This window comes from Janibacter hoylei PVAS-1, assembly GCF_000297495.1.
Lineage (GTDB): Bacteria > Actinomycetota > Actinomycetes > Actinomycetales > Dermatophilaceae > Janibacter > Janibacter hoylei.
Map to the genome: position 1 here is coordinate 20,679 of NZ_ALWX01000023.1, position 12,895 is coordinate 33,573.

The window sequence follows — 12,895 nt, forward strand, 5'->3', positions numbered from 1 at the left end:
CCGCATCGTCCCACCCGGTCGGTGCCGGCGGACACCCCGGGTCCACACCGTGGCGCCGGCCCTACGAGCGCTTCGCCGCGAGGGACATCGCGCGCCCCATGAGCGACCAGTAGCGACCCGGCAGGACCCGGGCGACCGCGTCGAGGGCCCGGGCGTCGTTGCCGATGAGCAGGCGCGGGCGACGGGCGATCGCGGCCTCGATGATCTCCTCCGCGGCCCGGTCGGCTGGGTACCGCAGCACCTTGTCGAAGTCGCGGACGCCCTCCTCGGCCTCCTGGCGGTCGACCCCTTCGGGGTTGCGGGCATTGCGGGCGATGCCCGTGCGGATGCCGCCGGGGTGCACCGAGGTGACCCCCACGGGCCGCCCCTCCGCCTCGAGCTCGCTGCGCAGTGACTCGCTGAAGCCGCGCAACCCGAACTTGCTCGTCGAGTAGGCGCTCTGCCCGGGCGGGCCGATGAGCCCGAAGAGGCTCGAGGTGTTGACCACCTGCCCCTCGCCGTTGCCGAGCATGAGCGGCAGCAGCGCCCGGGTGAGCCGGATGGGGACGAGCAGGTTGATCTCGAGCAGCCAGTCGAAGTCCGCCGCACCCACCTCGGTGAAGCGACCACCGACGGCGACGCCCGCATTGTTGAAGAGCATCGTCACGCCGGGGTGCTCGTCACGGATGCGCTCGATGGTCTCGTCGGCGGCGGCCCGGTCGGCCAGGTCGACGACGAAGGGGGTCACTCTCGCCCCCGGCGTCTCCCGGCCGATCTCGGCGACGACCCGGTCCAGACCGTCGGCATCGCGGTCGAGGACGACGAGGTCGGCACCACGTCGGGCCAGTCCCGTGGCGATGTGCTCGCCCATGCCTCCGGCCGCGCCGGTGACGACCGCTGTGCCGCCGGCGACGACGAGGTCGGGCCGCTTCACGGCACGACCGCTGCGGTGGCGTCGACCAGGTCTCCGGCGGTGCCGTCCGCATTGCTCGACGAGCCCGGCAGCGGCAGCTCGGCAGGCGCGGGTGCGCTCTGGGGCAAGGCCACTGCCTTCGCCCCGAGCGGAGCGAAGAACATGTCCTGGGTGACGTCGGCGCGGCGGAAGGCGATCTTGTCCTTGACGTAGCTCTGCGGCATCGTCCACGGCGCCCGGTCGCCGACCTTGGGGAAGGTCGCGATGACCCGCTGCACGTAGCCCGCCGTCAGGTCCAAGATCGGGCCGGCGGTCATGCCGTCGGGCGCAACCGGGACGGCGGTGCCCAGGCCCCGGTCACGCAGGTGCCCGAGCAGGCGAGCAACGTAGCGGCTCACGAGGTCGGCGCGCAGGGTCCACGACGCGTTGACGTAGCCGACGGTCATCGTGACGTTGGGGACGCCCGCGAGCATGAGGCCCCGGTAGGCAAATCGGCGGGCCATGTCGACCGGCTCGCCGTCGACGGCCACGCTCGCGCCACCGAAGAGCTGCAGCCGCAGACCCGTGGCGGTGACGACGATGTCGGCCTCGACGACCCGGCCGTCGGTGAGGCGCACGCCCTCGGGGACGAATCGGTCGATGTGCCCGGTGACGACGTCGGCGGCGCCGCGCCGGATCGCCGCGTAGAGGTCGCCGTCCGGCACCGCGCACAGGCGCTGGTCCCACACGTCGTAGGGCGGGGTGAAGTGCTCGGCGACGACGTCCTTGGGCAAGAAGGCGCGCACCTGTCCGAGGACGATCGCGTTGGCCGCCCGCGGGCGCTTGCGCGAGAGCTCGTAGAGGAAGGACTGCATGCCGAGGTTCTTGATCCGGGTGAGCGACTGCACCCGCTGCGGGCTCAGCCGCTTGCGCAGCAGCTGGACGAAGGGGTCGACCCCCGGCTGCGAGAAGACATAGCTCGGTGTGCGCTGCAGCATCGTCACGTGGGCCGCCGTCTGCGCCATCGCCGGGACGACGGTCACGGCCGTCGCACCCGAGCCGATGACGACCACGCGCTTGCCGGCGTGGTCGAGGTCCTGCGGCCAGAACTGCGGGTGCACCACGGTCCCGGAGAAGTCCTCGACCCCCGCGAAGCCCGGGTCGTGGGCCTGCTCGTAGTCGTAGTAGCCGCTGCCGAAGTGGACCCACCCGGCGCGCACCTCGCGCCGGCCCCCGGCCGTGTCGACCTGCACGGTCCACTCCTGGGCGCCGCTCGACCAGTCGATCGCGGCGACCCGGCAGCCGGTGAAGGTCCGCTCGTCGAGCCCTCCGTCGCGCGCCGTCTCGCGGATGTACTCCCGGATGTCACCACCGTCGGCGATCGCCTTGCGCCCCTGCCACGGCCGGAAGGGGAAGGAGAGGGTGAACATGTCCGAGTCCGAGCGCACGCCCGGGTAGCGGAAGAGGTCCCAGGTGCCACCGGTCGCCTCGCGGGCCTCGACGATCGCCAGATCGACGTCGGGCGTGGCCTCGAGGATGCGGTGGGCAGCACCGATGCCGGAGATGCCGGCGCCCACGACGAGGACGTCGACACGGTCCGGCAGCTCGCGGCGGGTGGTGCCCTGCGGGTGGCGCTCGGGCGCGGCAGTCATCGGTGACCTTCCATCCAATGGTTTGTTTCTCGCCAGTAACCTACGCCTCGCCGAGAAACCTCGCACCCCCGCTCAGCCGGCGAGGGTCTTGCCCGCTGCGCCCCAGCCGATGACGAGGACGTCGGTCTGCACGGTCGTCGCCTGGTCTGCGCTCTGGGTCATGCTCGGACGCTACTCATCGGCGGGCACGCCGGCGCCCGGGGGCCGCGTGACCCCCGGGCGTCGGCAGGCAGTCACATCGGCTGGATCTCACCGACCTTGCCGTAGCGGACCTCTTCGGCCCCGGGCAGCACCCTCCAGCCCACGCTCCCGCCGCCGAGGCTCCCGGTCCGGCCACCGCCGCCGCCCGACGTGCGCGGCCCGATCTCGACATCCGGCGTGCCGTCCGTGTCGTCGCGGTCGCACTCGACCCGCCGGGGCATGAGGCGGTCGGTCACGTCCCAGACCTCGTCCTGGACGTAGGTGTCCTGCGTCGTCCTGTAGCGGACGAGCCGCCGCGTGTTGTAGCCGTAGCCCACGGTCGTGGTGGACCGGACCTGCACGCCCCGGATGCTCACCCCGTCCCGGGCGTAGTAGGTGTTGGGCGACGGGGGACGCTGGTCGGCGGCGGGGCAGTCCCCGCCCCCACCGGCAGCCGTCGCCGGTGCCGCCGCGATCGCGGCCCCGGCCGCCATCATCGACATGGCGGCCACCACCGCACCCGCTCGTCGCACCCGTCGCGATCCCTGTGACATGTTCATCTCTGCTCCTCCTCCCGGACCGGGGGCCTCTCCCCGGGTCCCTGCGGCTGCGCCGCTGGACCGAGAGTGCCCGTGCGTCCACAGGAGGCAGCACGGGAGAAGTACTCATCCACAGGTCGGCTGATGAGTAGCCGTCCCCGTCCCGGATCTGCTAGACGGCGGGCTGCCGAGAGCTCGCCCGCTCGATCGTCGCGAGGACGGTGTCGACGACGAGCTCGGGGTGGTCGATCTGGGGGCAGTGCCCGCAGTCCTCGAGCGAGACGTGGGTCGCCTCGGGGAAGCGGGCCCGTGCGGTGCCGGCCTCGGAGGGCAGCAGCAGGCGGTCGGTGTCGCCCCAGGCGATGGTCGTCGGGACGGCGAGCGGCGCGGTGACGCGCAGGAAGGTCGCCCGGACGAAGTGCGGCCAGAAGCCGGGTGCCCGGCGCAGGTTGAGGGTGTCCCCCACCGCCGCCTCGACGGTGACCTGCTCCGGGTGCGTGTAGAGGGCGCGGAAGGCCAGCTTGCGAAACCAGACGTGGGCGGTGAGGCGGCGGTGCAGCGCCTCGGGGAGGTGGCTGCCGGCCTTCATGCAGAGCAGGTTGGCCGCGACATTGGGCAGGTGCCAGGGCGGGAAGAACCCGGCCGGCGACAGGGCGGTCACGCTGCTGACGACGCCCTCGCGGACGGCCATCTCGAGGGCCATCGCGCCACCGAGGGAGTTACCGACGATGTGCGGCTGCTCGATGCCCAGCTCGCGGAAGAGCCGCTCGAACTGCTCGGCATGACTGCGCATCGACCAGCCGTCGGGGCGGGAGGGCCGCGGCGACTCCCCGTGGCCGGGCAGGTCGACGACGTAGACGTCGTGACCGCTCGCCGCGAGCAGCTCCGGCACCTCGCCCCACGCCTGCCGCCGGTGGCCGATGCCGTGGACGAGGACGACGGGCGCGCCGTCCCCGGGGACGTGGGTGTACTCGATGGTGCTCCGCATGGCGCTGGACGTTACCGGCGGGTCACCTGACGCGCCACCACATGACGAAGGGTGGTCCCTGCCCTTCGAGACGTCGGCCGCGGACGGCCTCCTCCTCAGGACCCGGAGGTCGCCTCGCGAGCGTCAGGAAGGGTGGGACCCACCAGCTGGCGGGTCCCACCCTTCGTCGTGATCAGTGCTCGTTGGGGTCGGCGTCCTGGTCGGCCTTGGTCGCGTGGACCGTGCCGTGGACGTGCTCCGGCGGGCCGTAGAGGGAGTAGACCTTGAGCGGCACGTCGCCGATGTTGGTGACGTTGTGCCACTGACCGGCCGGCACCATGATGATGTCGTCGTCCCCGACCTCGCGGTCGAAGCTCAGGTCGTCCTCGGCCGGCCCCATCTGGGCCCGGCCGCGTCCCTCCTCGACCCGGATGAACTGGTCGTGGTCCTCGTGGACCTCCAGGCCGATGTCGTCACCGGGCGCGATGGCCATGACGGTCAGCTGCAGGTTGGTGCCGGTCCACAGGGTGGAGCGGTAGTTGGAGTTCTGCAGGGTTGCCGACTCGATGTCGACGACGTAGGGCGCGGGGCCGTGGTCGGTGAGGTCGGTCTGCTCGCTCATGGAGTCTCCTGATCAGGTCGAAGGGGGGACGACGCTGACGCTACCGAGGCCTCAGGCCCGCGCGCCCACCGAGTCCGGGACGTCGATCTGGTCGCCGGCCTCGAGCGGGCCGTCGGCAGCCTTGGTCCCAGCGATCGCGGCCTCCTCGCTCGGGGCGCTCGTGCGGATGAGGTGGTCGAAGGCGCTCAGCGAGGCGGTCGAGCCTGCACCGAGCGCGGTGACGATCTGCTTGTAGGGCTCGACCGTGCAGTCGCCCGCGGCGAAGACGCCCGGCAAGTTGGTCCGGCCGACGCCGTCGATGACGATCTCGCCACGCTCGGAGAGCTCGACCGCGTCACCGAGCCACTCGGTGTTGGGCAGCAGACCGATCTGGACGAAGACGCCCTCGAGGGCCAGGGTCTCGCCCTCGCCGCCATCACGCGGCTCGACGACGATGCCGGTGACCTTGCCGCCGTCACCGACGACCTCGGTCGTCTTCGTGCCGAGCCGGATGTCGACATTGGGCAGCGAGCGCAGCTTGCGCTGGAGCACCTCGTCGGCGCGCATCTCGTCCATGAACTCGACGAGGGTCACGTGACCGACGATGCCGGCGAGGTCGATCGCGGCCTCGACGCCGGAATTGCCGCCGCCGATGACAGCGATGCGCTTGCCCTTGAAGAGCGGACCGTCGCAGTGCGGGCAGAAGGTGACGCCCTTGTTGCGGTACTCCTCCTCGCCGGGGACACCCATGGTGCGCCAGCGGGCGCCGGTCGCGAGGACGACGGTCTTGCCCTTGAGCGCGGCGCCGCCCACGAGGTCGACGACCGTGAGGCCGTCGTCGCCGGCGGACAGGCCCGCAGCAGCCTGGCTGCGGATCATGTCGACCTCGTACTCGCCGACGTGGCGCTCGAGGTCGGCCGCGAGCTTCGGGCCCTCGGTGTGCGGGACGGAGACGAGGTTTTCGATCGACATGGTGTCGAGCACCTGGCCACCGAAACGCTCGGCGACGAGACCGGTGCGGATGCCCTTGCGCGCCGCGTAGATGGCGGCGGAGGCACCGGCGGGGCCGCCGCCGACGACGAGGACGTCGTAGGGCTCGCGCGCGGAGAGCTCCTCGGCGGCCTTGGCCGCGGAGTCACCGCCGGAGAGCTCGTCGACCTTGCCGACGATCTCGGCCAGCTCCATGCGGCCGGAGCCAAAGGACTCGCCGTTGCGGAAGACGGTGGGCACGGCGAGCACACCGCGCTGCTCGGCCTCGGTAGGGAAGACCGCGCCGTCGATGGCCGTGTGCGTGATGCCGGGGTTGAGCACGCTCATGAGGTTGAGCGCCTGCACGACGTCGGGGCAGTTCTGGCAGCTCAGCGAGAAGAAGGTCTCGAAGTGGTGCTCACCGGTCAGGCCCTTGACCTGCTCGATGAGGTCCTGCGACGCCTTGCTCGGGTGCCCGCCGACCTGGAGGAGGGCGAGGACCAGCGAGGTGAACTCGTGGCCCATCGGGATGCCGGCGAAGCGGACGGAGACCTGCGGATCGGACGCGCGGGTGATCGCGAAGGAGGGGACGCGGGCGTCCAGCTCGGCGCCCTCGACGACGCGACGGGTGATCTGCGGGCTCATGTCCGCGATCTCGACGAGCAGCTCGTCGAGCTCACGCGACTTGGGGCCCTCGTCGAGGGAGGCGACGAGCTCGATCGGCTCGCGGAGGTTGTCGAGGTAGGCCTTGAGCTGGGCGGCGAGGTTGGGATCGAGGGCCATGGTGCGAGCGACTCCTGCAGGACGAAGGGGGGTGGTCAGTGGGTGCCGGGTGGGGGCACGGGTGAGGGGCGACGGGGCTGCGTCGCCCCTCACCGAGATGCTGTGCCGGGTCAACGACCCGACAGACCCGTCAGGGCTCGATCAGATCTTGCCGACGAGGTCCAGGCTCGGGGCGAGGGTGTCAGCGCCCTCTTCCCACTTGGCCGGGCAGACCTCACCGGGGTTGTTGCGGACGTACTGGGCGGCCTTGACCTTGCGGACGAGCTCCTTGGCGTTGCGGCCGATGCCCTCGGCAGTGATCTCGAGGAACTGGATGACGCCGTCCGGGTCGACGAGGAAGGTGCCGCGGTTGGCCAGGCCCTCGTCCTCGCGGAGGATCTCGAAGTTGCGCGAGATGGTGGCGGTCGGGTCGCCGAGCATCGGGTAGGTGACCTTACCGACCGCGTCGGAGGTCTCGTGCCACGCCTTGTGGGTGAAGTGGGTGTCGGTCGAGACGGAGAAGACCTCGACGCCCAGGCCCTTGAGCTCCGCGTCGTACTCGGCCGCGAGGTCCTCGAGCTCCGTCGGGCAGACGAAGGTGAAGTCGGCCGGGTAGAAGAAGAAGATCGCCCACTTGCCGGCGATGTCCGCCTCGGAGAAGTCCTTGAACTCACCGTTGATGTAGCCGGTGGCCTGGAAGGGCTTGATCTGGGTGTTGATGAGGGACATGCGTTGAGCTCCTGTGCATCTCATTGGGGTCAGTGGTCCCGCCTCACGGTGCACTTGAGTGCTCCGTGGATTGGAACGATTCCAGATTAGCGAAGACTTCCCCGGGGTGCAAAACGGGGGACGTGAAGTCGACGTGAACGTTGCGCGCACCCCTCGCGAAAAGGTCCGGCGGGAGTCAGCGCTTGCGCGTGCTTGTCACCGGGGACGGTCAGTCGCGTCCGGACTTGGTCAGATCGCGTGGCGCGGGTCACATGCTGCCGCCACCTTCGACTCACGAGCCGGACACCCCGGCCTGACGAAGGAGAAGGCAATGACCCTGCGCACCACCCTCACCCTCACCGGGGCCGTCCTCGGCGCCGGCATCGTCCTGGCCCCGGCCGGTAGCGCGGCGCCCGTCCCCGACGACGGCATCAACCGCGCCGACCCGATGACCTCGTACGTCATGGAGCGGGACGGCCGCACCCACGCCCAGGCCACGAGCTACCTCGCCGCCAAGGACCGCAAGCAGACCTCCCTTCGTGGTCTCGAGGCGAAGGGGGTCGACGTCGACGGGGCGTGGTTCGACGGGACCCAGCTCGTCGTCGGCGTCGACTCCACCGCCGACGCGGACGCCGTCCGCGCGGCCGGCCTCCGGCCGAGCACCTCGGTGACCCAGAGCTCGCTCGACAAGGTGGCCCAGGCCGTCATGCGTCGCGCCGGCGCCGCCCAGCACGTCGTCACGGTCGGACCGAACCTGCAGAAGGGCACCGTGGAGGTGCGGATCGCCGAGGACGCGCCCGCCTCCCTCCGCCAGCGTCTGGCTGCCATGGACCGGGTGAGCGTCACCACCGCCGACGAGCTCACCACCCAGGCCGACGTCTACCCGGGCCGGATCATGGACCTGTCCCCCGGGACCAACTGCAGCCTCGGCTACCCCGGCCGCACCTCGTCGGGCAACAACGTGCTGCTCACTGCCGGTCACTGCGTCGAGGGGCTCCCCGACATCCTCGACGCCAACGGCACCCACATCGGCAAGGGGACGCACACGCGCTTCCGCACCGGGTACAGCAGCGTCGACATGGGCCTCATGGACATCGATTCCGAGGACACTGGTCGGCCCTATGTCGACAGCCGCGGTCATTCGGGTTACTACTCCGTCGCGGGCGCGAGCAAGAACGCAGTCGGCTCCGAGATCTGCAAGGCCGGCAACACGACCGGCTGGACCTGCGGGACCATCAAGGCCTACAACCGCACCGTCAACTACGGCGGCACCGTCGTCTCCGGCCTCGCCGAGGCGAGCGTGTGCACCGAGGGCGGCGATTCCGGCGGCGCCTACATCGGCGTCGGCAACCTCGCCCAGGGCATGACCTCCGGCGGCCCGGTCGGCGTCGAGTGCGGCTACAACCAGGGCTACAACGCCGGGTCGTACAGCTTCTACCAGCCGGTCGTCGACGCGGCGAGCTACTACGGCGTCAGGATCGACACGGCCAACTGAGGTATCTGCCAGCACCAGCCCGGCGTCGTTGGTGTCGCCTGGTCCCCCTGCTCCGGGCCACCAGGTGACATCAACGACGTCAGGCGGAGTGGGTCAGGCGCCCGCCGACGAATGTCGCGAGCACCCGTGTCGCTCGAAGGTGCGCGGCCTGCTCGGCGGTGCCGGACAGACCTGAGGGGCACGGATCCTCGGCGAGGAGCACGACGTCGGCCGGGGCCCCGACGGCGAGCTGGGTGACCCCGTCGGTCGAGGCGAGCAGCGCCTCGCGGGGCGTGATCGCCTGCTCCGGCGCCCACGGCTCGCGCTCGTCGGCACTGCGGTGGACCGCCGCCGACATCGCGAGCCACGGGTCGAGCGGGGAGACCGGCGCATCCGACCCCAGTCGAAGGGGGATCCCCGCCTGCGTCATCGACCGCAGGGCGAAGCACCGCTCCAGCCGGTCGGGCCACAGGGCTTCGGTCGAGTCCCGGTCGTCGAGCAGGTGCGCGGGTTGGACGCTCGCGACCAGCCCCAGGTCGGCGAAGCGCTGCAGCGCCTCCATCCGCACCAGCTGTGCGTGCTCGATCGTGCCGCGTGCGCCGCTCGCGGCGTAGGCGTCGAGGGCGTCGAGCAGCGCCTGGTCGCCGATCGCGTGGACCGCGCCGTCGAGGCCGTGCGCGTGGGCGCGCCGCAGCAGCCCGGTGAGCTCCTCGGGACCGACAGTGCTCTTGCCGTGAGGGTCGCCGAGGTCGTCGTCGGTGACGAAGGGCTCGCAGCACCAGGCTGTGCGCGTGTTGAGCGAGCCGTCGGTGATGACCTTGAGCGGGCCCATGGTCACCAGGCCGGTCTCGTCCAGCACGTCGCCGGTGCGCACCCCGGCGGCGATCGTGTCGTCGAGCCCCTCGGGGTAGGTCGCTGGCCGGACGCGCAGCAGGTCGAGGCCTGCGGCGGTGCGCTGCGGCCACTCGAGGCGCCCCGCCTCGAACTCCATGTCGGCAACGCCGACGACCCCCTTCGCCGCAGCAGCCCGCATCGCGGACTCGAGGCTGCCGCGCACGACGGCCGGGTCCTCCGGCAGGTCGGCCAGCCGCTGGTAGATGGGGAACCACTCGTCCTCGTCGAGGTGGCCCTCGTGCACCGGCAGGCCCAGCGCGCGGAAGGCGGCGCTGCTCAGCCAGCCCGCGTGGCAGTCGCCGCTGATGAGGACGACCGGCCGGTCGCCGGCGACGGCGTCGAGCTCGGCGGTGCTCGGCAGCCGGTCCCAGCCGGCCACCCGCCAGCCGAAACCCTGCACGACGGTCCCGGGCGCCGGCCGCTCCACGTCGAGGTGACGCGCGACCCTGGCCGTGACCTCCTCGGGGCTCGCGGTGTCGGCGACGTCGACCCGCCGGCTCATCGCCGCCCACTGGCCGAAGTGCACGTGCGCGTCCCACAGGCCCGGGACCGCGAGCGCCCCGCCGGCGTCGTGGACCTCTGCCCCCGCGGTCGTGAGGTGCTCGCCGATCTCGGCGATCCCCCCTTCGCGCAGCCGCAGGTCCACCGGTGCAGCGCCGGGTCGCAGGCGGGCGCCACGGATCAGCGCGTGCGGGGCGAAGGGGGCCATGCTGGGCACGATACGACGGATACGGTGACGCCATGCACCTGCTCGTCGTCGCCGCCATCGAGGCCGAGGCCGCCCACGTCCCCGACGGGCTGGAGGTCCTCGTCACGGGGGTCGGCAAGTCGCTCGCCGCGGTGCAGGTGACGCGGGCGATCTGCGAGCACCCGCGGCGCGACGAGCTCGTCGTCGTCAACATCGGCACGGCCGGCGCCCTGCGCGACGACGTCACCGGCCTGCACGAGATCGGGACGGCCATCAACCACGACCTGTCGGCCGAGCCGATCCGCCAGCTCGGTCTCGACCCCCGCGAGGTCGTCGAGCTGCCCGGCGGCCACGCGACGGTGCTGGCGAGCGGAGATCTCTTCGTCACCGACCCGGTCGTGCGGTCCGCGCTCGCCCAGCGCGCCCACCTCGTCGACATGGAGGGCTACGCCATCGCCCTCGCGTGCACCGAGCTCGGCGTGCCCGTGCACCTCGTGAAGGTCGTGAGCGACAACGCCGACGAGACCGCGCACGACTGGTCCGCGGCGGTCGACGGCTGCGCCCGCCTGCTCGGGGACTGGCTGGGCCCCTTCGCCGCCAGGCACTGACTGGGAATGGTTATCGACCGCTCGGGGTTGAGGACGACATGACCACGACGACGCGCGAGCTGTACGGCTTCGAGCGCTACGAGCGCGCGAAGCACGCCTTCGACGACGGCCGGTACACCGATGCCGCCCGCGACCTCGAGGACTTCTTCACCGACCTCGCAGCGGCCCGAGCCGAAGGTGCGGACGACCCGGTGGGGCACGGCACCGCCGAGATGCACCTGATCCTGGCCCGCGCCTACTTCCACTCCGCCCAGCTGGAGCGGGCGGCTGCCGCCGCCCGCGAGGTCATCGCGGCCTGCCCCGACGACGCCTACGCCCACCTGCTCCTCGGCCGGTCCCTCGAGCGGGCCGGGCACAAGGACGAGGCGCGCGGCCCCCTTCGCCTGGCGGAGCTGCTCGGTGGGTACGGCACCGGCGGCGGCCCGAGCGCCGAGGTCAGCGACGAGGGGCTCTGACCGGCCCGCCCCGCAGCTGAGCAAGAGAAACCCCGCCTTCGCAAGAGTTTGATACTCCTGCGAAGGCGGGGTTTCTCGGGTCACCCGAGAATCCGCGGGCGGGTGGGGCGTCGCCGCTCAGGCGCTGGGGTGCGTCATGTCGGCCGGGACCACCCAGGCGTCGAAGTCTTCGCCGGAGATGTCACCGGAGGCGACGGCGGCCTCGCGCAGGCTCGTGCCCTCCTTGTGCGCCTTCTTGGCGATCGCCGCGGCCTTGTCGTAGCCGATGTGGCGGTTGAGTGCGGTGACGAGCATGAGGTTGCGCGAGAGGTTCTCGTCGATCTTCTCCCGGACCGGCTCGATGCCGACGGCGCAGTTGGTGTCGAAGGAGACACAGGCGTCGGAGATCAGGCGGATCGACTCGATGACCGCGTGCGCCATGACCGGCTTGTAGACGTTGAGCTGGAAGTTGCCCTGGCTGCCGGCGAAGCCGACCGTCGCGTCGTTGCCGAAGACCCGGGTGGCGACCATCGTCATCGCCTCGGCCTGGGTGGGGTTGACCTTGCCCGGCATGATCGAGGAGCCCGGCTCGTTTTCCGGGATCGCGAGCTCGCCGATGCCGTTGCGCGGGCCAGAGGCGTACCAGCGCACGTCGTTGGCGATCTTCATCAGGGCGCCGGCGAGGGTGCGAAGGGAGCCGCTCACCTCGACGAGCGCGTCGTGGGCCGACAGGCTGGCGAAGAGGTTGGGGGCCTGGACGAAGTCATAGCCGGCCTCGCCGCTGATCTTGGCCGCGCAGAGCTTGCCGAAATCGGGGTGGGCGTTCAGGCCCGTGCCGACCGCGGTGCCACCGATGGCGAGCTCGCGGGCGCGCTCGTCGGCGTGCTTGACCGCGTCCAGGGCGAAGTCGATCTGGGCGACCCAGCCGTCGATGACCTGGCCAAGGGTCACCGGGGTGGCGTCCTGCAGGTGGGTCCGGCCGACCATGACGATGTCGGCGAACTCCTTGGCCTTGGCGGCCAGGGTCTCGCGCAGCTGCGTGACGGAGGGGTAGAGGCGCTCATTGAGGTCGAGGACGATCGCGATGTGCATCGCCGTGGGGAAGGTGTCGTTGCTCGACTGGCCGCGGTTGACGTGGTCGTTGGGGTGGACCGGGGTCTTCGAGCCCATCTCGCCGCCGGCGATCTCGATGCCGCGGTTGGAGATGACCTCGTTGGAGTTCATGTTGGACTGCGTGCCCGAGCCGGTCTGGAAGACGACGAGCGGGAAGTGGTCGTCGAGGTCGCCCGAGATGACCTCGTCGGCCGCCTGCGCCACGAGGTCGGCGACGTCCTGCGGCAGCTCGCCGAGCTCGGCGTTGGCCAGGGCGGCGGACTTCTTGAGGATGCCGAGGGCGCGGATCATCGAGCGGCCCCAGACGAAGGTGTCACGACCGATGTCGAAGTTGCCGAGCGAGCGCTGCGTCTGCGCCCCCCAGTACTTGTCCGCGGCCACCTCGATGGTGCCCATGCTGTCCTTCTCCGCGCGCATCTGAGTCATGAGGTCAAC

General features: G+C 71.3%; 12 protein-coding genes. 3 read left to right on the forward strand and 9 right to left on the reverse strand.

The window, feature by feature from the left end; genetic code table 11:
- Positions 1-61: 61 nt before the first annotated feature.
- The 7 genes from B277_RS06410 to ahpC all read right to left on the reverse strand — a co-directional run bounded on the left by B277_RS06410 (position 62) and on the right by ahpC (position 7,270).
- A complete protein-coding gene (locus B277_RS06410; RefSeq protein ID WP_007926395.1) occupies positions 62-913 on the reverse strand; it encodes an SDR family NAD(P)-dependent oxidoreductase in 852 nt (283 codons plus the stop codon).
- The gene (locus B277_RS06415; protein ID WP_007926397.1) at positions 910-2,523 is read right to left on the reverse strand and encodes a flavin-containing monooxygenase; all 1,614 of its coding nucleotides are present in this window, start codon (positions 2,521-2,523) and stop codon (positions 910-912) included. Before B277_RS06415 ends, B277_RS06410 begins: the two co-directional genes overlap by 4 nt.
- Before the next feature lie 233 nt (positions 2,524-2,756).
- A complete protein-coding gene (locus B277_RS06420; protein ID WP_156811749.1) occupies positions 2,757-3,263 on the reverse strand; it encodes a hypothetical protein in 507 nt (168 codons plus the stop codon).
- 151 nt (positions 3,264-3,414) lie between these two features.
- Positions 3,415-4,230 carry an alpha/beta fold hydrolase gene (locus tag B277_RS06425; RefSeq protein WP_007926405.1) on the reverse strand — a complete coding sequence of 272 codons (816 nt, stop codon included), beginning with the start codon at positions 4,228-4,230 and terminating at the stop codon, positions 3,415-3,417.
- Between the two features lie 172 nt (positions 4,231-4,402).
- The gene (locus tag B277_RS06430) at positions 4,403-4,831 is read right to left on the reverse strand and encodes a cupin domain-containing protein (protein WP_007926406.1); all 429 of its coding nucleotides are present in this window, start codon (positions 4,829-4,831) and stop codon (positions 4,403-4,405) included.
- A gap of 51 nt (positions 4,832-4,882) precedes the next feature.
- Positions 4,883-6,562 carry an alkyl hydroperoxide reductase subunit F gene (gene ahpF, locus B277_RS06435; protein WP_007926407.1) on the reverse strand — a complete coding sequence of 560 codons (1,680 nt, stop codon included), beginning with the start codon at positions 6,560-6,562 and terminating at the stop codon, positions 4,883-4,885.
- A 141-nt stretch (positions 6,563-6,703) separates the two neighbouring features.
- The gene (gene ahpC, locus B277_RS06440) at positions 6,704-7,270 is read right to left on the reverse strand and encodes an alkyl hydroperoxide reductase subunit C (protein ID WP_007926408.1); all 567 of its coding nucleotides are present in this window, start codon (positions 7,268-7,270) and stop codon (positions 6,704-6,706) included.
- A gap of 310 nt (positions 7,271-7,580) precedes the next feature.
- Here ahpC and B277_RS06445 point away from each other — a divergent pair, with 310 nt between their 5' ends.
- Positions 7,581-8,744 carry a S1 family peptidase gene (locus B277_RS06445; RefSeq protein ID WP_007926409.1) on the forward strand — a complete coding sequence of 388 codons (1,164 nt, stop codon included), beginning with the start codon at positions 7,581-7,583 and terminating at the stop codon, positions 8,742-8,744.
- 79 nt (positions 8,745-8,823) lie between these two features.
- Here the strand turns inward: B277_RS06445 and B277_RS06450 are convergent, their stop codons facing one another.
- The gene (locus B277_RS06450; RefSeq protein WP_007926410.1) at positions 8,824-10,326 is read right to left on the reverse strand and encodes an amidohydrolase; all 1,503 of its coding nucleotides are present in this window, start codon (positions 10,324-10,326) and stop codon (positions 8,824-8,826) included.
- Positions 10,327-10,358: 32 nt separating this feature from the next.
- Between B277_RS06450 and B277_RS06455 the strand changes: the two genes are divergently transcribed.
- Positions 10,359-10,913 (forward strand): nucleosidase, encoded by a 555-nt coding sequence (locus tag B277_RS06455; protein ID WP_007926411.1) that lies wholly within the window; start codon positions 10,359-10,361, stop codon positions 10,911-10,913.
- A 38-nt stretch (positions 10,914-10,951) separates the two neighbouring features.
- Positions 10,952-11,368 carry a tetratricopeptide repeat protein gene (locus B277_RS06460; RefSeq protein WP_007926413.1) on the forward strand — a complete coding sequence of 139 codons (417 nt, stop codon included), beginning with the start codon at positions 10,952-10,954 and terminating at the stop codon, positions 11,366-11,368.
- Positions 11,369-11,485: 117 nt separating this feature from the next.
- Here B277_RS06460 and fumC read toward each other — a convergent pair whose 3' ends face one another.
- Entirely contained in the window at positions 11,486-12,886 is a 1,401-nt protein-coding gene (gene fumC, locus B277_RS06465) for a class II fumarate hydratase (RefSeq protein WP_007926414.1), read from the reverse strand.
- Between the last annotated feature and the right edge of the window lie 9 nt (positions 12,887-12,895).